The organism is Bradyrhizobium sp. Leo114 (assembly GCF_055229415.2).
Map to the genome: position 1 here is coordinate 340,353 of NZ_JBUYEN020000001.1, position 24,981 is coordinate 365,333.

General features: G+C 58.3%; 22 protein-coding genes. 11 read left to right on the top strand and 11 right to left on the bottom strand.

Annotated elements, in window-relative coordinates; genetic code table 11:
* Positions 1-136: 136 nt before the first annotated feature.
* On the bottom strand, positions 137-751 hold the full coding sequence (locus tag ACZIRK_RS01520) for a class I SAM-dependent methyltransferase (RefSeq protein ID WP_130225337.1): 615 nt from the start codon (positions 749-751) through the stop codon (positions 137-139).
* Positions 752-942: 191 nt separating this feature from the next.
* A complete protein-coding gene (locus ACZIRK_RS01525) occupies positions 943-1,902 on the bottom strand; it encodes a calcium-binding protein (protein WP_130225304.1) in 960 nt (319 codons plus the stop codon).
* A gap of 514 nt (positions 1,903-2,416) precedes the next feature.
* Here ACZIRK_RS01525 and ACZIRK_RS01530 point away from each other — a divergent pair.
* Entirely contained in the window at positions 2,417-3,058 is a 642-nt protein-coding gene (locus ACZIRK_RS01530) for a nucleotide-binding protein (protein ID WP_028166707.1), read from the top strand.
* 268 nt (positions 3,059-3,326) lie between these two features.
* On the opposite strand, the gene ACZIRK_RS01535 is transcribed toward ACZIRK_RS01530, so the two are convergent.
* Positions 3,327-3,686, bottom strand: coding sequence for a helix-turn-helix domain-containing protein (locus ACZIRK_RS01535; protein ID WP_208820560.1), 360 nt, complete (start codon positions 3,684-3,686; stop codon positions 3,327-3,329).
* A 1,268-nt stretch (positions 3,687-4,954) separates the two neighbouring features.
* Between ACZIRK_RS01535 and ACZIRK_RS01540 the strand changes: the two genes are divergently transcribed.
* Together ACZIRK_RS01540 and ACZIRK_RS01545 are read left to right on the top strand one after the other, a co-directional pair.
* Positions 4,955-5,167 (top strand): hypothetical protein, encoded by a 213-nt coding sequence (locus ACZIRK_RS01540; protein WP_463326811.1) that lies wholly within the window; start codon positions 4,955-4,957, stop codon positions 5,165-5,167.
* Positions 5,168-5,515: 348 nt separating this feature from the next.
* Positions 5,516-5,872 carry a VanZ family protein gene (locus tag ACZIRK_RS01545; RefSeq protein ID WP_463326812.1) on the top strand — a complete coding sequence of 119 codons (357 nt, stop codon included), beginning with the start codon at positions 5,516-5,518 and terminating at the stop codon, positions 5,870-5,872.
* Here the strand turns inward: ACZIRK_RS01545 and ACZIRK_RS01550 are convergent.
* Positions 5,869-6,471, bottom strand: coding sequence for an acyltransferase (locus tag ACZIRK_RS01550; RefSeq protein ID WP_463326813.1), 603 nt, complete (start codon positions 6,469-6,471; stop codon positions 5,869-5,871). The two genes, ACZIRK_RS01545 and ACZIRK_RS01550, sit on opposite strands and share 4 nt — an antisense overlap.
* A gap of 285 nt (positions 6,472-6,756) precedes the next feature.
* Here ACZIRK_RS01550 and ACZIRK_RS01555 point away from each other — a divergent pair, with 285 nt between their 5' ends.
* The 3 genes from ACZIRK_RS01555 to ACZIRK_RS01565 are packed head-to-tail and all read left to right on the top strand — an operon-like array spanning position 6,757 to position 8,274.
* Positions 6,757-6,939, top strand: coding sequence for a hypothetical protein (locus tag ACZIRK_RS01555; RefSeq protein ID WP_463326814.1), 183 nt, complete (start codon positions 6,757-6,759; stop codon positions 6,937-6,939).
* A gap of 23 nt (positions 6,940-6,962) precedes the next feature.
* Positions 6,963-7,823, top strand: a complete 861-nt coding sequence (locus ACZIRK_RS01560) for a hypothetical protein (protein ID WP_463326815.1) — start codon at positions 6,963-6,965, stop codon at positions 7,821-7,823.
* Entirely contained in the window at positions 7,801-8,274 is a 474-nt protein-coding gene (locus tag ACZIRK_RS01565) for a hypothetical protein (protein WP_463326816.1), read from the top strand. Before ACZIRK_RS01560 ends, ACZIRK_RS01565 begins: the two co-directional genes overlap by 23 nt.
* A 585-nt stretch (positions 8,275-8,859) precedes the next feature.
* Here the strand turns inward: ACZIRK_RS01565 and ACZIRK_RS01570 are convergent.
* From ACZIRK_RS01570 to ACZIRK_RS01590, 5 genes are all read right to left on the bottom strand, one after another.
* Positions 8,860-10,176, bottom strand: coding sequence for an HlyD family type I secretion periplasmic adaptor subunit (locus ACZIRK_RS01570; protein WP_028166712.1), 1,317 nt, complete (start codon positions 10,174-10,176; stop codon positions 8,860-8,862).
* Positions 10,161-12,107: a type I secretion system permease/ATPase gene (locus tag ACZIRK_RS01575; RefSeq protein ID WP_474417434.1), complete on the bottom strand. Its 1,947-nt coding sequence runs from the start codon at positions 12,105-12,107 to the stop codon at positions 10,161-10,163. Before ACZIRK_RS01575 ends, ACZIRK_RS01570 begins: the two co-directional genes overlap by 16 nt.
* 80 nt (positions 12,108-12,187) lie before the next feature.
* On the bottom strand, positions 12,188-14,944 hold the full coding sequence (locus ACZIRK_RS01580; protein ID WP_463326818.1) for an Ig-like domain-containing protein: 2,757 nt from the start codon (positions 14,942-14,944) through the stop codon (positions 12,188-12,190).
* 91 nt (positions 14,945-15,035) lie between these two features.
* Positions 15,036-15,359, bottom strand: coding sequence for a hypothetical protein (locus ACZIRK_RS01585; protein WP_130225313.1), 324 nt, complete (start codon positions 15,357-15,359; stop codon positions 15,036-15,038).
* Positions 15,360-15,727: 368 nt separating this feature from the next.
* Positions 15,728-16,765 carry a glycosyltransferase family protein gene (locus ACZIRK_RS01590; protein WP_130225314.1) on the bottom strand — a complete coding sequence of 346 codons (1,038 nt, stop codon included), beginning with the start codon at positions 16,763-16,765 and terminating at the stop codon, positions 15,728-15,730.
* 251 nt (positions 16,766-17,016) lie between these two features.
* Here ACZIRK_RS01590 and ACZIRK_RS01595 point away from each other — a divergent pair, with 251 nt between their 5' ends.
* The 5 genes from ACZIRK_RS01595 to ACZIRK_RS01615 all read left to right on the top strand — a co-directional run bounded on the left by ACZIRK_RS01595 (position 17,017) and on the right by ACZIRK_RS01615 (position 23,064).
* A complete protein-coding gene (locus ACZIRK_RS01595; RefSeq protein WP_463326819.1) occupies positions 17,017-17,637 on the top strand; it encodes a hypothetical protein in 621 nt (206 codons plus the stop codon).
* A 199-nt stretch (positions 17,638-17,836) separates the two neighbouring features.
* Complete coding sequence (locus tag ACZIRK_RS01600) at positions 17,837-18,772, top strand: hypothetical protein (RefSeq protein WP_474417435.1); 936 nt, start codon at positions 17,837-17,839, stop codon at positions 18,770-18,772.
* A 148-nt stretch (positions 18,773-18,920) separates the two neighbouring features.
* Complete coding sequence (locus tag ACZIRK_RS01605; RefSeq protein WP_463326821.1) at positions 18,921-19,781, top strand: FkbM family methyltransferase; 861 nt, start codon at positions 18,921-18,923, stop codon at positions 19,779-19,781.
* A 631-nt stretch (positions 19,782-20,412) separates the two neighbouring features.
* Complete coding sequence (locus tag ACZIRK_RS01610) at positions 20,413-21,822, top strand: nucleotide sugar dehydrogenase (RefSeq protein WP_463326822.1); 1,410 nt, start codon at positions 20,413-20,415, stop codon at positions 21,820-21,822.
* Between the two features lie 18 nt (positions 21,823-21,840).
* Positions 21,841-23,064 (top strand): glycosyltransferase family 4 protein, encoded by a 1,224-nt coding sequence (locus ACZIRK_RS01615; RefSeq protein ID WP_463326823.1) that lies wholly within the window; start codon positions 21,841-21,843, stop codon positions 23,062-23,064.
* 107 nt (positions 23,065-23,171) lie between these two features.
* Here the strand turns inward: ACZIRK_RS01615 and ACZIRK_RS01620 are convergent, their stop codons facing one another.
* Together ACZIRK_RS01620 and ACZIRK_RS01625 are read right to left on the bottom strand one after the other, a co-directional pair.
* Positions 23,172-23,897, bottom strand: coding sequence for a polysaccharide deacetylase family protein (locus tag ACZIRK_RS01620; protein WP_463326824.1), 726 nt, complete (start codon positions 23,895-23,897; stop codon positions 23,172-23,174).
* Complete coding sequence (locus ACZIRK_RS01625) at positions 23,894-24,955, bottom strand: glycosyltransferase family 4 protein (RefSeq protein WP_474417436.1); 1,062 nt, start codon at positions 24,953-24,955, stop codon at positions 23,894-23,896. The genes ACZIRK_RS01620 and ACZIRK_RS01625 overlap by 4 nt, the downstream gene beginning before the upstream one ends.
* Positions 24,956-24,981: the final 26 nt, after the last annotated feature.

Consider the following 24,981-nt stretch of genomic DNA (forward strand, 5'->3'; position numbering starts at 1 on the left):
CCAGCGGCGCGCTGTTCTTCCACTAACATATATACAACAAAAACGACAGGAACACTAACATTTACCGTGATAGCGAACGCTCGCAGCCGTCGACTGCAGGTTGCACTGCCAGCCGAACCGGCGCCGTGATGAGCGTCTAGGCCGACGCTTCCTGAAAATTAAAGCCCGTTTCTAACAAAGTCCTCTGGATGCCCTCGCTATCGGCCTCGGGCATCAGCGCGAGCGCGCAAACCTCGAAGTTCTCCGTTGTTATCGACACGGTTGGAAAGCCCGCCATCAACAGCAGGTTGCCAAGGCGCTCGGCCGTAAATCCGGTACGATGGGCCATATAGACATGCCCCTCCTCGATGGCGCGCGAATGGCCGTAGAGCATGTCAAGCGGTCTGATCGGACCCGCCGGCGAATTGTAGGCGACGGCGGCAATCCCGCGCTCGACAATGAATTGAGCGACTGATTCGATATCCGGGCTTGTGATCAAGGCAAACCCGTCGGGTTTCAAGACCCGATGGAACTGACGCAGCGTTGGAAAGACCTCGTGCGCATAGAGATGCTCGAGCACATGCGACGACCAGACAGCATCGAATAATTGCGGCTCGAAGGAACCGCCGAGATCAAGGATTGAGCCGAGAACGTCCGGCTTGACTTCCGGATCGATGTCGAAGCGCACTTCCTCCCAACCTTGCTCGCCAACCATTCGAGCAATTCGGCGGGCAGGTCCCGGGCCGGAGCCCGCATTGAGCAAGCGCTTCATACTGGCGGACAAGACTGGTTCCTGACGCAATCGGACGAGGGTGAGAACAATACGAAATCAAGTGTAAACGACATCATCTGATCGATGTGGCCTGACAAAGGCGTAAATCGCACCTGGACTCATCTTCTGATCACAAAAGCAAAAGCCCCGCCGAAGCGGGGCCTTCACCAGCATAACCTTCAGCAGCCGAGTTAGAGTTTCGGCAGAGTGACGACCTGGTCGTTGAAGTGAAGATCTTCAACTCCGCTGACCGCAACCGTCTGGTTGTCACTGAAGTGGAGCGTATAAGTTGACGTGCTCGCATCAACGTCAATCTTGGTGACATCAAAGAAGGAACGATCCGCAAAGTCGACGGTATCGTTGCCGTTGCCACCAATGATCGTATCGTTCCCGGAGTGCGACTGGATGTGGAAGGTATCGTTGCCGTCTCCGCCCTGCAGCGTCGAGTTCGCACCCGCAGCGCCACCATAGAGCCAGATCTGATCGTTACCGCTGCCACCCTCGAAAACATCGCCCTGCACGCCGACCAAGGTGTCATTGCCGCTGCCGCCCGAAAGCGTGCTGTGCCCGGACGTGAGATCCCTGATCAGATCGTTGCCATCGCCGCCAACCAGCGACTGGGCACCGGTGCCAGCCAACAGGTAGTCGTTGCCGCTACCGCCATCCAGCGTGTCGTTGCCGGTGCCGCCATAGATGCTGTCGTTGCCGGCACCGCCAAACAGCGAGCTGTTGCCGTGTCCGCCGGTGATCAGGTCGTTACCGCCACCGCCATAGACCGTATCATCGCCACTATCGTGCAGGTGCACCGTGTCGGAGCCCTTCCCCATTGCAACGAATACGTCGTTGTCGGCACCGGTCACGTTAAGCGTTTTGCCGCCGGCGTCATCGAGGATGATCGCCTTCAGATTGGGCGTCGTGTCGACTGTCGTGGAGGTTTTAACGTCCAGCACCTGAATGGTGGGAGCGACCGGCCCACCGGCAAATGGTCCGGATTGAAACCATCCCCTGGTGCCATCCTCTCCCCCATCGTTGAACACACCGCTCTGCTCTAGCGAGTCGATCAATGCCGATCTGACACTCGATTCGATGTTGTTGCCGCTGTGGTGGAGAAATTGACCCAGCTCAGTCTTCGTCAAGTAGGTAACGGCCATGGTACCCTCTGGCAAGATTCCAAGATTTTTCACCGATCAGCTGACACGCCGGTCAGCGCCAATGTGCTGCAAGTTGAAGGTGCTACAACTACAACGAGAGTGAAGAGGCCTAGCTTAACCCGACACGACCATGTTCAATGTTAAGGTGCATCGCGCCGTTTGTTAAGCCATTGTTAGTCGCGCTGCACAATCGAAGTCAAGGATTAAATTCACGCGCGATTAACTCAGATTTGAGCTCAATGTCACGCCATTGTTAATCGCCGGGTCAGCGATCCGAGTCCGCCCACGAAGGGCGCTTTTTCGGGTAATTTCGGCACAATCCGCGACTACAACCATACGGAATCTGCAGATGAGGTATGCGTGAGCATCAGACAGGCCATGATCGAACATCCCGGGAGATGCAATGAGGAAGCCAATTGTCGATATGCGTTAGGTAGTGATAGTGTAACCGGCTGATTTTGCTTTTAAATGTGAAGATTCGTTAGTGTGGCGCCGCATGACCTCTCCCATACCAATGCGGAGGACCATTACTGTTACCCAGCGAAAAGGCGGGGTTGGCAAGACCACGATTGCGGTCTGTATCGCGGCCGAGCTGGCGCGCCGCGGTCATGACGTCGCGCTGGTCGACAGCGATCCGCAGCGCTCCGCCTCGCAGTGGGCCGAGCCGGGCAATCTGGAATTCCCCGTTTACGAAATGGCTCTGGAAGGCACCACCGTATCCGCCTGGGCCCAGGAGGTGCGAAATATCCAGGCCGGTCTCGTGGTGATCGACACCGCTCCGAACGCGCGCGAAATGGGTGCGTCGATCGCCCTGGCAAACCTGATCCTGGTCCCCTGCACCCCCTCCGGACTTGATCTCGACGCGACCGCACAGACGCTTGCCATCATCGATGCCGCACGCGAGCGCCGGCGCGATGCGATTAAGGTCATTCTGGTTCCTAACCGTCTCGATCGCCGCACCCTCGAGGGCCGACAACTGGTCGAGGAGTTGAACGAGTTCGGTGAGATCGTCGCGCCTCCCATCGCCAGTCGCTCGGCATTCGTCCGCTCCTTTACAAGCGGTCAATCGGTCGCGAGCTTCATGCCCGGAGACGCGGCGGATCAGGAGATCCAACAGCTCGCAGACGCAGTAGAATGGGCGGTTGGAGAGGACTAGCGCGATTTCCACCACTCCCGCCGAAGCCGACGATCGCGCGCGATGTCTACGAAAAGCGTCCGCGACATATATGCCGGCCGCTCGGAGCGAGTTTGTACACGGTCAATCAAGCGTTCGGATCGTCGCAACATCCAACGCCCGTCCCCGCAACAACGCTCAGCCGTGCCGGCAAGCTCTTTGGGTGCCGGAAGCCCCGCCATGGTGTTTGCGATTGTCGCCCCAGTGGAAGATCAGCTAGCTGCGGTCACGAGGGCTCAACAAGGATTGATCAGGCCTTGCGCGCCTGGCTTACGGGAAAGGCCTCGGCCGAAGCTTCTTCGAGCCGCATCTTCTCCAGCAGGAGATCCGTGACGATCTTCCGCAGCCGCTGGTTCTCGAGCGTGAGTTCCTCCAGCACACGGCGCATTTCATCAATCGTTGGCGAGTTGGCCGGCACCTTCCCTTCACCCGCAGGATCGGACGGAACGACCGCATCAGTCCTGCGCAGAGGCAGTTTCCGCCAACGATGAAGCGTCATCACGCTTACCCCGAGCGCCTTGCAAATCTCCACTTGGGAATTGCCCGCTCGCGCAAGCTCGTCTGCTCGAACGAGCTTCAACAATATCTCCTCGTGAGAGTGCTTCTTCATCTTCCCGCCTAAACGCGCTCGGGCCGGCAGCTAGCGGCCGGATCCGCCACCCGACATAGCCGAAGACTCGGCCCGAGCGGCATCACAATTATCATAAATACCCACAGTCAGAAACGAGAGGGCGAAACACCGAAAGGGTCGCTAACGCCCTTGCTCCAGGTAGAATGTTAGTCATTATCCGCGCAAGCTAGCCGTTCGTGTTAGATGCGGTGCAACCTGATTTTCATAGCGGTAACCGCGTATCAATTTGACCTCGTTCGCCGGTCGTGTCGCGTTAAACCAACCTTCCGCTACCAGGATCATCGCGATCCGAGCCCGCTTCCTTGATCGCTATTGGACATCATCGGCGCTCCACGGCAGAGCGCCGCAACAACGTTGTTTCGATCGCATCGCCACTTAACAGTCGAACCGCTCATATCCGATTGCACTGCGAGGTCAATTGAGCGAAGCGCACATTCAAGCGATTTCTTCCGAAGGCACCAAACAAATGGTTTCCTCCGAAGGGTCTCGAAGATCAGGATACCGCTGCACCAGGCCCAGAACTATCTCGGCCCATGACCCTGCATGGAATTTTCGGCTCACTTAATTCGAGAAGTATGAGCTGTTTTAACTATATGATACCCTAGTCAGGGCGGAACCGCGGGTCAACCACCAATGGATTCCCACCTCAGAATAAACACTAGTGCGAGCATCGCCTTCATTTTTCCTCTAGCATTCCCGTAATCATCGCTCTGAACACTGCTATGTGATGGCCCTGTTAACAAAGCTCCACAGCCTTCTTTGATCTCTCTACCCGAGCGAGATGCTGGCCCGCCGACGCTCACGGACGCTTGAGCCGGCCATCTCCTTCGATCTTATGATCGACTCCCGGTGCACAGGCGGAGCCAGGCGGCGCTCAAACTGTCCGGTTGCGCCCTCGCATTCACCACTACGAGAACGGAAACACGATCGTCCCGCCGTACAAGACTGCCCGCAGCCTGCAGCATGTCGAGCGGTACGGTATGTCAAACATTGACGCGCTCAACCGTCACCATGCGGTAAGCATCCTCGCATGCTGACCGCTTGCCTACGGCACACCTCCGGATTGCAGGCCTGCACCGGCGGCCTGCCACATAGCCAATTATTTTCTTTTAAATCACGCCGATTTAAATATATTTAATTTGCTTGGGGCCGGCGACCACGTCTCCAGGCAAGCGCGGCTATGACATTTGAGTGGGTTCCGACCTGGAAGATAGTGCAGCGCAGCTAAAGTATCGTAGGAGAGGACAGTGTCCCAGCGTGGCATCCGCAATCTGCCCAATGACGTTACGACCAGGGTTTCGGCCTGGAAAGAGATGATGCCGCCAAGTTCGATCGAACCTCCGAAGCCCCTGCGCGATGGTTCGACGACCGAAATCGCCGGCGAAAGAGAGACCAAGACGTTCCACGTCTCTTCGGGCATGGATTTCGGCCCGTCCCGCTTCGACTGCCCGCATGATTAGAGCGGCGCAAACGACCGCACCGTCGCCTCAACGGACGCGCGAGGCGGATGCATATATTGGATCCTTGCCGCGCGCGCCCGTCGATTTCAGCGCAACCGCGACACTGAGGAAATGGCCTTCAATTGGGAATGAGCGCGCAAAGAGAACCCTCTGGCCCGAACCTTACCTTTTGCTTGAGGGTTCTTTGGACGCATGCATCCGGGCATTCCTGGCGAAGCCTGCACACCAACGCCCTCTCTACGAGATACGTACTGAACCGCAAACGCAACTCGTGACGGCCGTATTGTCCGTCGAACAGATCATCGAAATCGCTCGCCTCCGGGATTTCCTCTAAGAACCAGCGCCCCCATGCCTCAGAAACTCGTCGCGGTCGTCGCCTGGGCACTCCTGTGCTTTCTTGCCTATGCCTCAGTGTCGCCAATCGGCGCGAGGCCAACACTCCCGGCCTCAACCAGCCTGGAACATATTGCCGCATTTGCGACCGTAGGCTTCCTCTTCCACTTGGCCTATCCGCGCCACGTCATGTTTGTGTGGCTCGTCGTCATTGGCAGCGCCGCACTCTTTGAACTCATGCAGCTCGTGACCATAGATCGCCATGCGCGACTGGTGGACGCCTTTGAAAAGATGGTAGGCGGCAGCGTGGGCATGTTCTTGGGCCGCGCGGCGCTCTATTTCGAGCAAGCGCTACGCCGTCGGGAGATCTAATCGGCAGAGCCGGCGGAAGCACGAGAAGGGCTGGCGCCGTGATCGCAGCCAGCGCCCCCAGCCGGTGATTCCGCGGCCTCTCGCATGCGCGCCGGGCACCCGAATACTTTCGCGCCCGCCGGCACATCCCGATTGACGAACGAATTCGCACCGATGATGGCTTTGTCGCCAAGGGTCACGCCCATCTGAACGATGGAATTCGGACCGATATAGACACCGTTTCCGATCTTAGTCGGAGCGTAGTCGACCGGCTTCTCGCCGAGCGAGATAGAGCGATTGACGGTGTGATGTGTATAGATTTGAACGCCGGCCGATATCGAGCACCAATCGCCGATCTGCAAGCCTCCGCCCGAACCGTCCAGAATGCAGCCGGGTCCGATCCATGTATGCCGGCCGACCCGGACGTCTCCGAGCACGAGCACATTGTCGTACATCGTGGTGCCCTCGCCGAAGCCGTATGCGGCGGCGTTATCCCCTCGCTCTGTGAGGAGATCGCCGATCGACACCCTTCGGGAGAACTGACGTTTCTTGCGCGCTGCGAGAATCTGCAGAAAATGGCGGATGAGCCCGAGCCATTCGTCGACTCGCTGTTCGGACATTCCGGAATTGAAGTCTGGCGACATCCAAAGCCCCCCTAGTTCAGCCGAATCCTGGCGGACTTCATTGTATCACCATCACGCGTCGAACGAGGACGCAACGGGAACCGCCGCGCGAGGCCTGCTGCTTAGCTCGCGTTCTCCGTTACCCACAGTCGCCGGAGGTCGCAGGCGAACGGTCCCAATACCCCTACGACGCCAGCGAGATTTAATCAATTGTTTTAAATATTTAATTATAAACTCCGATTAATCCTTCGCGAATCGCGCCCGGCGCGGTTCCATAACGTCTTGGTCGGCTACGACAACGGCGCGCGCCGGCGCCCGATCAACGGCCCGCAGGCACGCGGTTATTTCGATATCCTCCCGCGCTCCTCCTTCAAGCCTGCACAGCACGATCCGCGAACGAACGGTATCGACCTATCCAAATGGCCATTAAAAACCCCTGCCATCGAACCGATTTACGGTAGTTAAAATAATTCGGTTAAGCTATTAAATTGGCGATGGCGATTTTAAATGAATCAATCTCGAGCCGAAGCCTTTCGCAACTGGCGAGCGAACAGTCGCGCGGTGAGTTCTTCGCGGGACTCTTTGCCCTTGGCTGCATAAGCGGCCTCGCAGCACGCGTCCTTCAATCGGTAAACAAGCTTGGGTGGGCGGAGGCCTTCTTTGAGACTTTCGAGGTGAGCATACTCGTTTGGGTATCGTGCGCCGCGGGGGTATACCTCGTTCTTCAAGATCGAACGGTTGGGATTCGCCGTTTGGAGCTCGCCATAGGCGCTGTATTTGCCCTTCTGGTCATTCTGCCAATTGGCGCGTTGAGCTGGCTCGCTGTAACGGCGCTAGGCTTGTACGTCATCATCTTCACCGACGACCCATCATCTCGCCGCGGCGCTTTCATCTTGGTGGCGACCACCGTACCCGTGCTCTGGAGCCGACTGCTATTCCAGTTCTTTGCCGATCTGATATTGCGGATTGATGCCGCGCTTGTCGGTTGGTTGTTGCACACTCCCCGGACCGGGGACGTCGTTGGATTCGCCGATGGTTCGGGAGTTCTGGTCATCCTGCCGGGTTGTTCTTCGCTCGCCAACATGTCGCTTGCATTTCTCTGCTGGGTTACCATCAGCCGATGGGTCGACCATAAGAGATCGGCCTACGATCTGTTCTGGTGCTTATTGGCCTGCGTATCGGTGATCGCGGTGAACGTTACGCGCATGGGCGTCATGGGCTTAAGCCAATGGCACTACGAAACATTCCATAGCGAATTGGGAGCTGCTGTTACTAACGCGGTTATCCTGGGCCTGATCGTCGGCTGCTGCCTGCTAGGGGTGAGGCGTGAATTTTTCCAACGTATTTAAGGGGGCGCTCGTCGCCGCGCTCGCGCTGGCCATCGGATGGAAGATCGTGCTCCCGCCGGACTATCAAGGTCATCTGAAGGAAGACCTTGTTGAATTTCTTGAACGCAAACACTTCAATGTGGCCGCGACCTACGAGACCGGAACGCTGATCATCCGCGCCACTACAGCATCATGCGAAATGCACGTTGCTAAGCTAACCCCCGATGGATCGAACGCAAATCTCATTCGGCATCTTACCGCAGGAGCGCAACGCTCGTTCGTCGTCTTTCGCGGTGAGATGTATACGCAGCAACCGGTATTCTGGACCGTACTGGATTATCTCTGGTCCAGATTTCTTCGCGAGCTTCGTCTGACCAGAACCGTTTCGCCTGTCATCAACGTGACGGAGAACTCATCTTGCAACGCCGAACGACTTCCGTGGCGTGAGCTTCAAGGTCCCACCACGAACTAGGTCGTGGGGTCCGTGGAAGTATAATTCAATTCATGACTGCCTTTTGAGAGGCCCTGAGGTCGGACGGATCGGCATCGCCTTCTAGTCATCGACCTCCCAAGGGAACAACTCAACGACTTCGCCGTGGTTGGCCCCGGCCAGCTTCGTCATGAGGAATGGAGCAAGCTTCTCCACTATGTTCCGTCGTTCAAGGCTTATCTCACGACCAAGCGCGTCAGAATACAATCGCAGCACGTGAACCGTCTCACGAGGTATTCTGCAAATGGCCTGACCGGACGGCACGGCTGCGGGGACCAAAAGGGCCCGTCCGTCCCACACAACCTCACCCCTCAACCAATCGATCATTGAGCCGAACAATCCTCAAAATCATTATAATAGAAATTAAACAATAAATGTATTAATGGCGCATTCAAGTTTATATTTTAAAATTGATATGCATAAATCGCGGCGCGCCGTCACTCGCGATGGCCGGACCAGCGCGGTTCGGCTGGACAAACGGCATCGATATCGGTGGCCGAGCCTGCGCGAGCGGGTGGATCATCGACGTTATCGTCGATGATCCACCACGCCGCCAGTTCGCGAATCTCAGCGTTCCTTGAATGCGCGCCCCGCCTGATCCCGCAATGGCTTGACCAGGTACGACAGCGCGGTTCGCGCCGGCGTCTTGATGAAGACATCGACCGGCATGCCCGGCACCACCTTGGCCGATCCGAGCCTTGCAAGCTCATCCGCCTTGAGCAGGACGCGCGCCGTGTAATAGCTCGCGCCGGTCCGCTGGTCCTGCGTCAGATCCGCCGACACCATACTGACCTCACCGTCGACTTCCGGCGTCGTCTTCTGATTGAACGCCGCAAATTGCATGGTCGCAGTCTGGCCGGCATACACCTGATCGATGTCGCGCGGTGCGAGCTTGACTTCGACCGCGAGGGCGTCCGCATCGGGCACGATGAGCATGATCTGCTCACCGGGCGCGATCACACCTCCTACGGTGTGAACCGAAAGCTGGTGAACGCGGCCGGACTGCGGCGCGCGAATATCGATGCGATTGAGCTGATCCACGGCCGCGGTCTTCCGCTCGGTGAGCTCAGAAAGCTTGGAGCGCGTTTCGATGAGATCCTTGCCAACCTCGGTTCGCAGGTCCTGATCGATCTGGATAATCTGAAGCTCGATTTCGGCGATCTTCCCCTTTGCCTGCGCCATCATGCCGCTCAACTGGCTACGCTCACCTTCCAGCCGCGCGCTGTCGCGCTCGAGCGCAGTCAGGCGTGTGATCGGCACCAGGTTCTTCTGGAAGAGCGTCCTGACGCCTTCGAGTTCCTGGCGGATATAGTCCACCTCCTTCTGCTTGGCCTCAGCCTGACCGGCATAACCTTTGATCTCGTCCTGAAGCTGGGCCTTGCGCTCCTTGAGCTGCGCCTTTTGGCCGCTCCGAGACTGTCGGCGCAAATCGAACAAGGAGCGCTCCGCCGAGATCGCGCGCCCCGCCTCCAGCTTGCTGTCTCTGGCCCGCTCAAGCAGCGTCGGCGGAAATTCGATCTGATCGGCACCGTCGCGCTCGGCCTCGAGGCGCGCTTGGCGAGCGAGCAATTCGTCGAAACTCTTGGTGACGATCGTTGCATTTGCAAGCGTCTGCGTCTCGTCGAGGCGGATCAGAATATCTCCGGCTTTCACGCGGTCACCGTCGCGAACGCGCAGTTCGCCGACAATGCCGCCGGTCGCGTGCTGGACCTTCTTCACGCTTGAATCCACCACGACGACGCCCTGGCCGATCACGGCGCCCGACAATTGCGACGTCGCAGCCCAGCCGCCGATGCCGAAGGTGACGAAGCCGACCATGAACATGCCGACGATGATGTAGCGCTGGATGGAGTGCAGCGCCGGCGTTACTACTTGGCGATCCATCGTCCGCCTCCCTGCCCGTCTGCCACCACCCGGAGCGGAGCTGCTGGTCGCAGCACCTTGTTGAGCACCTCCTCTTTCGGCCCGAACGACTGAAGCCTTCCTTCGCCGATCACCAGGACATGGTCGACCGCTTCGAGCGCCTTCGGCCGGTGCGCAACCACCGCCACAATGCCACCCCGGCGGCGAACGTTCAGGATCGCTTCCGTGAGCGCCTCTTCGCCTTCGGAATCGACGTTCGATGTCGGCTCATCAAGCACCACCAGGAAGGGATTGCCGTAGAGTGCCCGGGCAAGCCCGATGCGTTGCCGCTGACCGGCGGATAGGGCCATTCCGCCCTCGCCGACCTTGGTGGCATAGCCATCCGGGAGCGAGAGGATGAGATCATGCGCGCCGGCTGCCTGTGCGGCATCCAGCACCCCCTGGGATGTGGCCTGAAGGTCGAACCGCGCGATGTTGACGGCAATGCTGCCTTCGAACAGCTCGACGTCTTGCGGCAGATAGCCGATGTGCTTGCCGAGCGCATCGGGCGACCATTGCTCCAGCGCCGCGTTGTCGAGCTTGATCTTGCCGCGCAGCCGCGGCCAGACGCCGACCAGGGCCCGAACCAGCGTCGACTTACCGGACCCACTGGGGCCGATAATTCCCACGCCCTGGCCTCCTTTCAACTGAAACGAGACATCGGAGAGGATCAGCTTCTCTGAATCCGGCGGCGCGACATAGAGCTGCTCCACGACGAGTGCATCTTTGGGCGCAGGCAGGTCAAGCGGCGAAACCTCGTCGGGGAGGAGCTTCAGCAAGCGATCCAGCCGATGCGCCGACTGTCGGGCGCCAACGAATCCCTTCCAGTTCGCGATCGCCACCTCCACGGGCGCAAGCGCCCTCGCCGTCAGGATCGAGCCGGCGATGATGATGCCGGCTGTCGATTCCTGGTTGATGACGAGAACTGCACCGACCGCAAGAACAAGCGACTGCAGAAACGAGCGAAAGAACTTCGAGAGCCCACCGAGCCCGCTCGCAACGTCACTCGCCTGCTCATGCGCAGAGAGATACTTGCCGTTGACATCCTGCCAGCGCAGCGCCGCCTGCCGCCTCATCCCCATCGCCTGCAGGACCTCGGCGTTTCGCCGCCCCTCGGCGGCAAGTGCGTTGCGCGCAACGCCGAGACGCGAGAAGGCCCTCGCCGGACCGCGCGTGCGGGTCTCCGTCAGAACTGTGACTCCGACCAGCACCAGCGCACCCAACAGCGCGGTCACGCCGATCCAGAAATGGAACAGGAAGCAGATGCCAAGATAGATCGGCATCCAGGGCAGATCGAAGAGTGCGGTCGGCCCGCCTCCGGACAAGAAGCTGCGGACCTGATCGAGATCGCGCAATGGCTGCAGGCCGTCGCCATCGCCGCGCGTCTTGAGCGGCAGGCGCACGACTGCATCGAACACACGAAGCCCGAGCCTTTCATCGAAGTAACGCCCGATCCGAACACTGATCCGGCTTCGGACCAGGTCGAGACCGCTCTGGAACAGATAAAGCACCATCGCCAGCACCAACAACGCAACCAGCGTCGGGATGCTGCGACCGGGCAGCACCCGGTCATAAACCTGAAGCATGAAGAACGAGCCGGTGAGCATCAGCAGATTGCTCAGGCCGCTGAAGGCGGCAAGGCTCCAGAATATCCGACGGCACGAACTCAGGAATGCCGATATTTCGGATTGCGGCTCATCGTAGAAGTCGGCAGGACGCGGCGGGCGGGCAAACAGCCGCGCTCGCACGACCTCGACCGAACGCTCGCCCAACCTGGTGAGCTCTCGCGACGATGATCGCGCCCGATCTGCCAGAAGTCCCAAGGCAGCGATAAATACCGCCCATCGCGATACTTCCATCTCCTCAATATTTACCGACGCGGCGGCATCTCCCCGCCGTCCAAGATTAGTCATGGCACGTGTCCCCTAACGTGCGCCGTGGAGATTAAATCTCCACGGCGCTGAATGTTCTTCGACTTATTGCGCCCTTTCGCTTACGCGAAATGGAAGTCGTGGCTCTGCAGTGCACCAAGCTTGGTGTTCTTCAGCGTGAGCGAGTCAGCTCCGTTCGCAATGACCACGTCCTGCCCGACCTGCGAAGCGTGGTTGAGAACGCTGGCAAAGTCACTGAACGCACTCTTGCTGAACTGGATCGTATCGTGCGAGGGCCCGGAAGCAGCGAAGTCCTTGATGACATCCTTACCGAAATTCGCAGCGAACACGAACGTGTCTGGATGACCCTTGCCGACGAACAAGTCGTTGCCCGATGTGCTCGTCAGCGTATTGCTGCCTGTCGAGCCAAGGATCGCGCTACCCGAACTGGCCGTCGTGTGACCGGCACTGTCGACCCCTACCGCTTTGAACGAGTGCACGGCGTCGGATACGGCAGACTTGCTCGTGAAGCTCCAGTTACCGTCGGCACCGGCTTTCGTCGTCCCGATATACGCCTTGCCGTCGTACATCTTGACTTGGCTGAATGCATCAGCAGTGCCTTTTATCGTAACTATATTGCTCGAGTTCGTGGTGAGGGAACTGAAATTCACCGCTGAAGCTGGAGTGGTTGGGGTCGTTGGCGTCGTCGGGGTCGTGCCCGGAACACCGATGGTGTGATCCCCGTTGAGATCCTGATGGAAAATATTCTCATACGATTGGACCGTTGTGCTGTTGGCAGCAAGAGCAACGCCGTGGGTCGGGTAGGACTGGAAGTTGCCCTGACTATCCGTAGTCCAGAAGGTGAACTGCCCACTTGAGTCTTTCCACGCAACATCGTAGCCGCCGCCATCCAGCTTGACTGAGCTGATTGGAATCCAATCATCGAATTGGCCGGCTGTCACAGCGGCGCCGCTATATTTCAGCTCGGGGCCGGTCGCTCCGAGGAAATAATGGTTGCCGACCTCGACAAGGCCAGTCAATCCAGACGGTGTGGTCGATCCACCACCGATCACCGAATGGAAGGGCTGCGACGCGGCGCTGACATTGCCCGCAACGTCCGTTGCCTTCGCGGTGAGGTCGTGAGTGCCGTTCGACAGAGCGCTGGTAGTGACGCTCCAGCTCCCGTTCGTCCCCGCCGTGGCGGTACCGACGACATTCGACCCGTCATAGACCTTGACAGTGCTGCCAGCCTCGGCCGTTCCAGACAATTGCACGTGGTTAGTATCGACAACAGAGTTCGCCTTCAACGCCGGCGCGGTCGGCGCCGTGGTGTCGATGGTGACGGCAAGCGCCGCTGATGTCACGCTGCCGGCCTTTGCCGCCGGATCGGTGCTGGCGGTCGTAGCCGTGAAGCTATGAGCACCGTCCTTCAGCGCTGCGGTCGTCAGGCTCCAGTTGCCACTGGCATCGGCCTTGACCGTCCCGACCTGCGTGTTGCCGTCGAACACCTTGACCGAGGCGTTGGCCTGGGCAGTGCCTTTGAGCGTCAGCGTGTTGTCGTTGGTGATGTTGTCGCCGGCCTTCCCACTATCGTTCGAGAAGGAAACGATCTTGGGCGTCCCAGAAGGCTGCGTCGGCGGCGTCGTCGTCGGGCCACCGACCACCGGATCGACTACCTGCGAGGCAGCACTGACATTGCCGGCAACGTCTGTCGCCGTGGTCGTCAGCGTATGAGATCCGGCCGACATGGCGTTAGTAGTGATGCTCCACGTACCATTCGCGGCCGTCGTGCCGGTACCGACCAGGTTCGTCCCCTCATAGACCTTGATCGTGCTGCCCGCCTCGGCGGTGCCGGACAACAGCACCTTGTTCGTGTCGACCACCGAATCGCTCTTCACCACCGGGGCAGTCGGAGCAATATTGTCGACCGTCACTGTAAGCGCGGCAGAAGCGGCGCTGGTCTGACCGGCAGCATTGGTGGCCGTTGCCTTCAGCACATGCTGGGCGTTGGTCAGCACCGACGTAATATATTCCCAACTTCCGCTCGCATTCGCGGTGGTCGTACCGATCTGCTTCGTGCCGTCGAAGATCTTGATGGTGCTATTTGCCGCAGCGGTCCCCTTCAACTGAAGCGTGTTGTCGCTGGTAATACCGTCGCCGGCTTTTCCTGTGTCGTCCGAGTACGAAGCGATCACCGGCGCGTCCAGTGGCGTGCTCGGAGGCGTGCTCGGAGCTCCGCCTTCTACCGGAAATGGCGGCGGGATGAGATCGCCCGGAACGAGTTGACCATTCACGATCGATGCGTAGCGTACGTTTTCCCACTGAGTGATGTGTATGGGCGCATTGACCGCCTGAAAGAGCAGCGGGCCACCACCAAAGGGCCCAACAAAATACACGTCCTTGAGGGCCACCGTGATGTCTTGTTTATCGGCGGCAACACGCAGTCCATACGGACCGCCTTCGAACATCACATTGTTCAGAGTGAGCGACCCACCATAGTTATCCGCAATCCACACTCCCGCGGTTGCATTCGCGTTATTGTGGGACACGATCGCCGAATTGGTGATGGTGATATTTCCGTTCTCGCCCGGGGCATAGGCCTGAATACCATCCGCGTGATCGCCCGCCAGTCCGGTCGTTTCGATATACGAATTGTTGATGCTGAAGTCGCCGCCGCTCGCGACGCGCACGCCTTCTCTTGAATCAATGCGGACGGTGTCGAGGTTGAACGAGCCCGTGCCGCCGACGGACGCGTCGCCGCTGGACATGTCGCTGATACTCTTGTTCGAAAGCGTCCCGCCCTGTGCAACCGAAGCGCCATTGATACTAGCGACGCTGTTAAACATCGGGTCATTCCAGCTCAGCGGAATGGATGCCATGTAGTTCTCTCCTAATAGTGCCTATCTAGTTTGTCCCAGGCACGCGCCCAATTTTCGAGTCCCGAGCGACGATACCCCAAGTGCAGCTCTGCTAGCGCAGCGCCCGGGTACGCGTCTTGGTCGTTGGCAGAGGCTTTTTTGGGACGACATGACGGCCCACCCAAGGTGATTTCTTAGCTACCCTGGCCAAAGTCTCAGTGTGCTCGAAAAACCACAAGAATAATAAATCCGGTGTTCTCAGCACCGCAACGTTGACCTCAAGGTAAGGAGCGACGATTTCTGCGCGGTTAATTGCATTGCGAAAAAACGCCGGCTTCGAGCAGTTCTTGCGCAGAGTAAATTTCGCATCAAGGCATTTAATAAGATCGCGGCGTTTAATACGACCCAGCAGCCGCGAGAACGGTTTGATTTTCACGCGGCGCTCGTTTCAGCGTGCCGCAACGGCGAGCCTCAACACATGCTGGGAAATACTGGGGCCGCCCGAATCAGCTCGCCCCATCAATATTATCTTGGAGACAAGAACGATTAAATAATCGAACCGTCGAGGATCGACGGATCTGCCGCCAGATACCTGGACTGATACGCTTACCGGTTGGAGAATACAGATATTGAAACGAGCATTTCGCCCGCCAAAATCAAGAACATACTCGGCTCGATTGTCGGTTCGATTGCCCCGTTGGGGCGGTAATTGGAGGGGACCGTTGAAATGCTGGCGCCCCCTCCGCCATCCGGGCAAGCTCAAACCAATGGCGTGTGCTTAGATCTGATCGGGATCGGCGCCGATCAACCGAGCTGTTGCGGCCCGGGCGCGGCGTCCGGTCGCCCCGTCTTCCCTTTTGCGCCGTCCAGCAACCCAATAAAAGCAACTCTTCCGGCCGACAACGAGCCTTTGAGCATATATCGCGCTGCAAACAACAGTCCGACTCCGAAATGGCAGATCCAGCGCCATCCCGCAAAGCGCCGAGCATAGAGAATGCTGTTGCGAGCAGATAGATAGATCGAAAGGTGCGAGCGCTTCTCGGGGGCAACGGCAGATCCGATGGTCGTCCCCCCAATGTGGCGAACGATAGCTTTGCTCGCGAAACCGATGCGATGCTTTCCCCGCCGGCGCCCCCAATCCAGGTCTTCCATATAGAGGAAATAGTCCTCGGCCATGAGACCGACGTCTTCGACGAACGCTCGCGTTACCAGAACACACGCGCCACTTACGGCATCGATCCTGCCGAGGTCCTCGGCCGATGGTGCGCTGCCCGCTGGCGCATTCCTTCCTACGGCGACGACACGGCCCGTCACATGGGACCAATGCAACCCGTAGTTGATCACCTTGTCGGGGCTGTTGTCGAAAACCAGGCTTCCGCCAACCATGCCAAATCCCTCAGCAGACTTGGCAATTAATTCAGACAGGCTACGGCTATCCACTTCGGTATCGGGATTGAGGACAAGCGCTGAACTCCAATCGGGGACGCCGAGCAATGGCTCAAGCCACGCGTTGACGCCACCTCCGTAACCGAGATTTTCGGTCGCGAGCCCAACTCGGACGACATTCGCGCGGGCCTGGAATCGGCATTTCGTCACTGAGACCAGTCGTTTCTGTGGCTGGTCGAGACTGTCCGACGCCTCGGAAGTTCGTTGCAACGTTCGATCCTGTCCCACGAGCGTAGCCAGTAACCTTCCGTAGGCTGCTTCCCCGCCATTCTCGCAAATGAATATCTCAAAGCGATCCCAATCCGAACGAGCGAGCGACTTCAGGCAACGATCGACATCATCGGCATTGCAGTATGAGACGATGATGACAGCAAGTTTGATGCTAGCGGTCGACATAGCCCGGACACCTTCTCATTTGCTGTCGACGTTGACGAACGACCGTCACCCACTAAAGACCTGCGCATGTTCGAACGCAGCCTTCGACAGACCCAGTCCCAGAAATTCTCTGATAGCAATGCCAAAATGCACTAAACAACTAGCCACATATTCATCATGTTTCGGCCTATGGACAACCCCAATCCTGGGACAGATGCCCATCTATAGGTCCGTCGGGCTGCGAGGTACGACTAATGTCATCGGAAAAAACAATGTCAGCGACGCCAACGGCAATCCAAGGCCAACCCTCCGCGAGTCAGCGCCAGTACAGCGCCGCGGATGTCGAAGTGATAGACAACTATCTGAACAAGGTCGAGCAAGAGCAGATGTATGAGTTCTTGCAGGGCCCCGGTTGGGGCTATGGCGCCCGTTCACATATGGGCAACGATGCCAGTCGTTACTGGTACAAGCACTTCGCCGGGTTCTGGGAGGTCCCAACTGCTGGGCTTGATCGACATACGCAGGCCGAGCAGGAGCTGCGCCAATATCCACTGGTTGAAGCAATGTGGCAGAAAGTGCGCGGTCAGTCGCGGCTGCTGCGCTGCTACGCCAACGGTTATCCGTCCGGAGCCGAGGGCGGGGTGCACAAGGACTCGATGGGGCCCGAGCACTATACGCTGCTCTATTATCCACATCTGCATTGGCACCCGGACTGGGCGGGCGAGACGTTGTTCTTCAACGAAGGCGGCGATGATCTGCTGTGCGCAGTGTACCCCAAGCCGAACCGACTTGTGAGATTTCCCGGTTGGATCCCGCATGTGGCGCGCGGCATCTCGCGCCTGTGTCCGTTGTTGCGCATCACGCTGATGTTCAAAGTCTCATTGGCAAACTAGCCGATAGAACAGCATCTGGCCAGTTTGATACGGCTCCGGAAAAGCCGCACGAACAGGGCCTCGATAGCGGCCGGAACATGGGCTATCCTAGGATAACGCGTCGCCGTCCAGGCGCTTCGATGCGCTTATCTGCTACGAGATATCCGAGCTGGATGGCGGTGCAGAGATTCGGCAGAAAATCCTGCCTTAGGAGCGTCCCATGCGGTACCTGATAACGCTGGCGCTATTGCCGGCCGGGGCAGTTATTGCCCAACCGACCGTCACATCGACGCCGAGTGAAGCTGCGCAGTCGATGTGCCGAGATTCCTCGAGCGCCATACTTTCGAGCCACACACCGGCTGATAAGGCGGGGGACGCTTGCAACAAGCGCACCTTGGGGGCTCCAGAGCCAGTCTTCGAGACGCGCCCGGGCGGCTATCGTATGACCGCAGAGGTGCGTGGGGGGGCCGTTCCTGGCCCGACGCCCGGCCCTACGCCTCATCCCTCGCCTGATCCGGCGCCAAGCCCTGCCGAGGTCCCGCTGAGCTTCAACGATCCGGTCTATGCCAACGTCACGAGCGGCACGACCAATATCGCCCTGCCGCCGGACTCCTCCCGAACAGACTTGTCGATCATTGAGAACTCAGGGGACCCGACGATTACCTGCCTTGGCTCCTGTAATCTCACGCGGGTTCGTATTCAGTCGCGAGAAGGCGTTCGCTGCAAGAGCGGCAATATCAATCTGACGTGGGTCTATATCGAGGCTACGGGGGTGGAGAATGACCATGCGGATGGATTGCAGTGCTATGCCCCGGGTTCCACGGGCACGGTCACGGTCAAGAACTCGACGTTCAAGATGGCCGGTGTCACGACCGCGGGTTACTGGTCGGCCGACGATTGGCGAGGCTCACACGTGTTGGAGAACGTGCTGTTCGAAGGCGGCACTTTCGGACTCCGCATCCCCGCAACCGGTGGCTCCTCGGTGAGCCTGAAGAATGTCTATTTCGTGCGTGGTTCGTTCCTGTACGGGGCTTTCCGGTTCGACGTAGTCAACGGCCAGCGCATCAACATCGCGCAATGGGAGAACGTGCGCTGGGCGAGTTGGCAGGGCGATCGGCTCGTCCTGGGAAACCTCATCCCGCGGCCGCGGCTGTAGGCGACTGCAATCGTAGACCTCCGTCCGGGTGGTTCAAAGTTCGATCCCAGCTTATGATCAAGAGGCTAGCCGCGGGGAGTAATGTCGAGTAACCTGCTCTCGTCAAACACCCGGTGCACACTCGCGCCGGACGGCTTAGGATTGTCCAATGGCTGCATTTTGGCGTGTTGATTTTTCCAGTATTAATTCCGCCCTTTACACACCTTCCCTCTCCAAAGCCCATGTTTTAGCGCAACGCGCCTATCTCCGATCGGTTCGCGCGCTGAAAGAGCACAGAAAATTCGAGACTTATTTCGGCGCAAGGCTTTCGGGCAATCTCTCTGATTATATTCCTGCACGCATTTTCTCGTTTGGCGTGTGGGAACCTAACCTGAGCCGTTTCATGGAACGCAAGATCGGCCCGGAAACCTGCGCCGTCGACGTTGGCGCTCACATCGGATATTTCACGCTGCTGATGTCGAAGCTGGCACGCGAAGTGGTCGCCATCGAGGCCTCGCCCCACAATTATCAAGAACTGTCTCGGCACGTCGCCGAGAACGGGCGACACAACATCACTGTGGTCAACAAAGCCGTGGCGGCTTCCCGAGGCCAAATGAAATTGTTCGAATCGAAATTCGGCGGTTTGAACACCGGCAACTGTTCTCTCATCGCGCCCCGAGACGGCAGTAATTATTCGATGATCCAGACCGATACGCTCATTGGCATCCTCGGCGATAGAGCCAAGCGCGTATCCTTCATCAAAATTGACATCGAAGGCGCAGAGCGGCCCGTTTTGGAGGAGATAATTCGCAACGCGGATGCTTTCGATAGATCACTGACCGTCGTTGCAGAAGTGAGCGATCAGAATCTTGACCTCATCGAGAGCTTTTCTGCAGCCGGATTTAAGTGCAGCGTCCTGGATAATTTCTATGAGTTCGACGCCTACCTCTCCGGTCGTATCGATGAACCGCGACCATGGAACGGAAGTAAGCGTGCTTCTGCTGACCTAATATTCGAGCGTACGGCCTAGGGCCTGTTAGGATTCATCGGAGCTTGTCACGGCGGTAGCACGCCCGCTGCGTCGAAGCGCTGCCCCGGCAGGAGCAGGAAACCCACCAGATTGCCGAGCGCATCGAACGGCCGATGGCTTTGAGTCCCCCCTTGCGCCCTGTCCGTAGCGACGGACCTTGACGAGGGTGGCGCCGACCACGGCATATTCCGTGCCCAGTTTGCCGGAGACGGCCTCGAACAGCCGTTTCTAGGCACCGCCTTCGCCGGGACCGATCGAGCTCTCGCCGGACTGCGGGCGCGAGACGGAATGAGCGTTTTGCGCGGACGAGCCAGAAGCGACACCGTTACGGAAAGGCCCTGCACCAGAACAGGACGAGGTCCCGGCTCAAGTCTGCCGCCTTTTGTTTAGCTACAGCCCTGCTTCACGCCGCCTGCCGAGAAGAACAAGCGCTGGTGTGGCTATAAAGCCAACACACAATCAGCGGCATCGGGGTTAACGCGAAAACCCATGCCCGCCCGGGGTTTATCACCTCCCCACACCCCTCTTTTTAATATTTAATCCGCGATTAAATATCGGTTGATTTCCGATTTTATTTAAATATAGTTTTATCACCTTTTAAATAGTCCCATTAAAAGCCAAGAGATTAGACATGGATGCGCTCGTTCAAAGTCCGTCCCGCTCGGCATGGGACAGCTCAATTCTGGATAAGAAAGAAAAGGCTCGCTTAGACAGCGCGAGCAAATACAGGATTTGCGTCTTCGGGATCGGTTACGTCGGCACGGTATCGGCGGCCTGTCTTGCACGCGACGGACATGATGTCGTGGCAGTCGATGTCAATCAGGACAAGGTCAGTGTTCTGAACCGTGGACTATCGCCGATCATAGAGCCAAAGCTCGCTGAAAGCATTAGCTCCGGTGTCAGCGCCGGCCGGCTCAAGGCAACCACCGATTCCTCGGCCGCTGTCTCGTCGACAGACATTTCATTGGTCTGCGTTGGAACCCCCTCGCAGGAGAACGGATCACTGGAAACATCATTCCTGACGCGGGTGGCGCAGGAGATTGGAGAAAGCATCCGCAAGACCACGAACTTCCATTCCGTCGTCATGCGCTCGACGATGCTACCGGGCACGATGGAAAACATCGTCATACCCATTCTGGAGCGGTCGTCCGGCAAGAAAGCGGGGCAAGATTTCGGGGTCGCCTATCTGCCCGAGTTTCTGCGGGAGGGAACGGCCATAGCCGACTACGATGATCCTGGAACCATTGTCATTGGCGTCGACGATGATCCGCTTACGCTTCGGCGCCTCATGCAAATTCACGAGCGATTCGCGGTAACGCCCCTGGTCCTGTCAATTCGGGCCGCCGAGGCAGTCAAATATGCAAACAATGCCTGGCACGCGACCAAGATCAGCTTCGCGAACGAGATGGGATTGCTTTGCAAGGCGATGGGCGTCGATAGCCACCAAGTCATGAACGTCCTGGTCGCCGACAAGAAGCTGAATATCTCGCCGGCATACCTCAAACCAGGGTTTGCATTTGGCGGGTCCTGCTTGCCAAAAGACGTGAGCGCTTTGCGCTATGCAGGACGAACTGTCGACGTTGACACGCCCCTGCTCGACGCCGTGCTCCAGGCGAACGAGAACCAAATTCGCAGCGCTTTCCGACTTGTCGCCGCGACCGGGAAGCGGCGCATCGGACTCGTCGGGCTGAGCTTCAAGCCGGACACGGACGATCTGCGCTACAGTCCGATGCTCGAGATTGCCGAAAGGTTGATTGGTCGTGGCTACGAGCTCGCAATCTATGACTCGAACGTTCGCCTGTCTCAGCTCACGGGGGTCAACAGGGATCACCTGACAAGTCGCCTGCCGCACATTGCCTGTCTGCTTCGGGAGAAAATGAGCGACGTCGCCGCCTTTGCCGACGTTCTCGTCGTGGGGAACCGCAAGGAGTTTCTGAAGAACTCATTGGTTTTGAACGGCCATGACAAAGTAATCATCGATCTTGTACGCATCTCGCCGGAAAAGCAGACCGCAGACGACTATCGCGGCATTTGTTGGTAAGTCGCTGGGACAGCGATCATGACACTGGCAACGGTCGTTGAGGCGACGCGCAGCGTACGCCGGCGGAGAATCCTGATCATTGTCGAAAATCTTCCCGTTCCTTTTGATCGCCGGGTCTGGGCGGAGGCGCAATCATTGCACAGGGCAGGTCACGAGGTTTCGGTGATCTGTCCCCGTGGACCGTTCGCAGAAACTCCGTTCGAATCGATCGACGGCATCGATGTTTATCGCCATCCGCTGCCAATCGAGGCCAAGGGCAAGCTCGGCTATCTTGCCGAATACAGCAGCGCGCTATGGTGGGAGTTCGCCTATTCGCTCAAGGTGTTTTGGGGGCGCGGTTTCGATGTGATTCACGCCTGCAATCCGCCAGATCTCATTTTCCTGGTCGGGGCGTTCTACAAGTACCTGTTCGGCAAGAAGTTCGTATTTGACCATCATGATCTGAACCCCGAGCTGTTCGAGGCAAAGTTTGGACATCGCGGACTGATGTGGAAGGTGCTTGTCTTTCTCGAGCGCCTGACTTTTGGCCTGGCCGACATTTCCATCGCCACCAACCGGTCCTACGCCAACGTCGCTGTCCAACGCGGCAAGATGGAACCCGATCGCGTGTTTGTCGTCCGCTCGGGGCCAAATCTCGCGCGCGTGCGTGAGCTCGCCCCCGATAACACATGGCGCAACGGCCGGCCGCATCTGGTCGCCTACGTCGGCGTGATCGGGGAGCAGGAAGGCATTGATCTTCTGCTAGAGGCGGTTCGGCACATCACGTCCACATGTCAACGTACCGACATCCAGTTCGTTATCATGGGCGCAGGGCCGAGCCTGGAGCAGCTCAAAGAGACATGTGTGCGGATGCGACTTTCGGAATTTGTCACTTTCACCGGCAGGGTCGACGACACGACGCTGTTCAAGGTGCTTTCAACTGCGGACGTCTGCGTCAATCCGGATCGTCCCAACGCGATGAACGACATGTCCACCATGAACAAGATCATGGAGTATATGGCGCTCGGCAAGCCGATCGTGCAGTTTGATCTGGTCGAAGGACGGGTGTCGGCCCAGTCTGCTTCTCTCTATGCGCGCAACCCCGACACGGCCGATTTTGGTGACAAGATCCTCGAACTTATCGACGACCCAGATCGTCGCCGCGAGATGGGTATGTACGGACGCAAGCGTGTGCGCGACGAGCTGTCGTGGGAGCACGAAGAGCCGAAATTGATTGCGGCTTACGACGCTCTTTTCAAATAGCGCTTTCCCTAGTTCGAAAGAACCACGATTCCGCGTCCCAGCTTCCGGCAGGCCTGACCGAGTCAAATTGACTGTCTTTGTTATTGCCGGCTTTGGGAAGGTTCGGCTTATCGATGCCGCCAGCGCATCAGTTGGCGATAGAGCCCCAGCCTTGTGCTGACCCTCCAGGCAACACCACGCATCGCATCCGGATCGCGCAAGTGCTGGCGCATATAGTCCGCATCCATGTTGTTCGTCAGACATAGGCGGGAATAGAGAAAAGGTTCAAATCCCCGATGATAACCAAGCTGGATTGTAAAGAGGTGCGTGTAACCGGCCTTCAGAGCCGCGTCCCAAACCCGTCGGGAAAAGCGCCCATATGGGAAGGCGAAAAGAGTAACCTGTTGCCCGAGGCGATCCTCCAGCATCGACTTCGACACCGTAAGCTCGCGACCGAGTTCGACGTCCGAGACAGTAGTCAAATCGACGTGGGCCATGCCATGGGAGCCGATCGCAACGCCGTTCCTGCCAAGTTCCTCAATCATCTCCCAGCTCATACGTCCCGGCGAGCCCACAAAATCCACCGGGATAAAGGACATGAAACCTGGAATCCGGCCGGTCTTCACGTAACGCGCATAGACATACGTGTAGTCCGAGAGACATCCATCGTCGAAGGTCAGCAGGACCGAGCCGGTACGGCTGGCTTTCGGATTGGGGCAATACTCCAGAAAACACTGAGGCGAGACCAGGCTGTCCCCGCAAAGCGCGAGATGCGCATCGAATGTTTCATGCGTCAGGCACCACGCATTCGAAGGCGACGCTTCCACCAGCTCGTGATAGTTCAGAACAATCATAGAGTTTGTATCAGATCTGAGACGCGCCGGCTCCAGGCCTGCCAGTTCAGCCGGACTTCGAAAGCGTCGCGGCTCGATTGTCTCAGGCGTGCCAGCCGTTCCGGGCATGCAAAGGTCTCGGAGATGACCGTCGCATAGTCCTCCTTCGTCGCATCCGGCGGCAACAAGATGCCTGTCTCCCCATCGCGGATAGCACCGGGCACGCCACCCGTGGCCGGCGCGATGCTCGGTACGCCGTGGGCCGCAGCCTCGCAAAATACGATACCGTAGCAATCTGCCCGGGTCGGCAGCAGAAAGAAATCCGCGTCGCGATAGAGTTGATCCAGTCGATTGCGCTGTTCGCGATCGTTCTTATTGAGGAAAGGAATGATTGTCAGGCCATCCTGGGTGACAGGTTTGGACGGCGTGCATCCGCAGATCACGAGCTCAGCGTCTACGCCCCTGTCCCTTAGTTCAGCGAGGGTTGCGACCGCGATGTCCGCGCCCTTCTCTTTCCAGTTGGCACCAATGAAGAGGAGCCGGCACGGGCCTGGCTTGCGGCGGCCAAGCACAGAGGTACGATCCGGCGCTTCCTCGAGGTTGGCACCCCACGGAATGACATGCACGCGCGCACGGTCGACGCCGTAGTCCCTAACCGCAGATTCCGCGGCCCATTCCGAGGGGTAGAGGACCAGATCCGCGCGCGCGATCGTGTTGCGTTCCAGGCGTTCAGCAATCTCCCGAGCGTTACGCGACAGGTTCCGATAGTTGGGATGGTAGTTCTCGACAAGTCGAAAGGTCGCGTCGGACGCATAGACGAGGGGAACGCCTTCAGGCACATTCCAGGCGAAGTTGGACCCGGCGGGCGCGAAGACGACATCGGGCGAGACGGCGCGGATTTTGCGTGCTGCGTCCGCCGCATACTGTGCAACGACGGGCCCCGCATGGAATGGGGAGAGGCCCCGCCTGCGAAAGGTGCGGCAAAGTCTGGAATACGTCTTGTAAAGAGGCAGGATCGGTGCGTTCAGGGGACCGATATGGACCACCTCATGACCTTCGTTTGCGAGCGATTTCGACATGTGAAAGGGGGTGCCGGACCAGAACT

Coding starts and splice junctions, on each gene's coding strand:
- ACZIRK_RS01550 (WP_463326813.1), bottom strand. CDS start 6,471: ATGTCCGAACAGCGAGTCGACGAATGGCTCGGGCTCATCCGCCATTTT.
- ACZIRK_RS01615 (WP_463326823.1), top strand. CDS start 21,841: ATGACACTGGCAACGGTCGTTGAGGCGACGCGCAGCGTACGCCGGCGG.
- ACZIRK_RS01570 (WP_028166712.1), bottom strand. CDS start 10,176: ATGGATCGCCAAGTAGTAACGCCGGCGCTGCACTCCATCCAGCGCTAC.
- ACZIRK_RS01590 (WP_130225314.1), bottom strand. CDS start 16,765: ATGTCGACCGCTAGCATCAAACTTGCTGTCATCATCGTCTCATACTGC.
- ACZIRK_RS01525 (WP_130225304.1), bottom strand. CDS start 1,902: ATGGCCGTTACCTACTTGACGAAGACTGAGCTGGGTCAATTTCTCCAC.
- ACZIRK_RS01535 (WP_208820560.1), bottom strand. CDS start 3,686: ATGAAGAAGCACTCTCACGAGGAGATATTGTTGAAGCTCGTTCGAGCA.
- ACZIRK_RS01610 (WP_463326822.1), top strand. CDS start 20,413: ATGGATGCGCTCGTTCAAAGTCCGTCCCGCTCGGCATGGGACAGCTCA.
- ACZIRK_RS01530 (WP_028166707.1), top strand. CDS start 2,417: ATGCGGAGGACCATTACTGTTACCCAGCGAAAAGGCGGGGTTGGCAAG.
- ACZIRK_RS01580 (WP_463326818.1), bottom strand. CDS start 14,944: ATGGCATCCATTCCGCTGAGCTGGAATGACCCGATGTTTAACAGCGTC.
- ACZIRK_RS01545 (WP_463326812.1), top strand. CDS start 5,516: ATGCCTCAGAAACTCGTCGCGGTCGTCGCCTGGGCACTCCTGTGCTTT.
- ACZIRK_RS01600 (WP_474417435.1), top strand. CDS start 17,837: ATGCGGTACCTGATAACGCTGGCGCTATTGCCGGCCGGGGCAGTTATT.
- ACZIRK_RS01575 (WP_474417434.1), bottom strand. CDS start 12,107: ATGACTAATCTTGGACGGCGGGGAGATGCCGCCGCGTCGGTAAATATT.
- ACZIRK_RS01625 (WP_474417436.1), bottom strand. CDS start 24,955: ATGTCGAAATCGCTCGCAAACGAAGGTCATGAGGTGGTCCATATCGGT.
- ACZIRK_RS01520 (WP_130225337.1), bottom strand. CDS start 751: ATGAAGCGCTTGCTCAATGCGGGCTCCGGCCCGGGACCTGCCCGCCGA.
- ACZIRK_RS01595 (WP_463326819.1), top strand. CDS start 17,017: ATGTCAGCGACGCCAACGGCAATCCAAGGCCAACCCTCCGCGAGTCAG.
- ACZIRK_RS01620 (WP_463326824.1), bottom strand. CDS start 23,897: ATGATTGTTCTGAACTATCACGAGCTGGTGGAAGCGTCGCCTTCGAAT.
- ACZIRK_RS01605 (WP_463326821.1), top strand. CDS start 18,921: ATGGCTGCATTTTGGCGTGTTGATTTTTCCAGTATTAATTCCGCCCTT.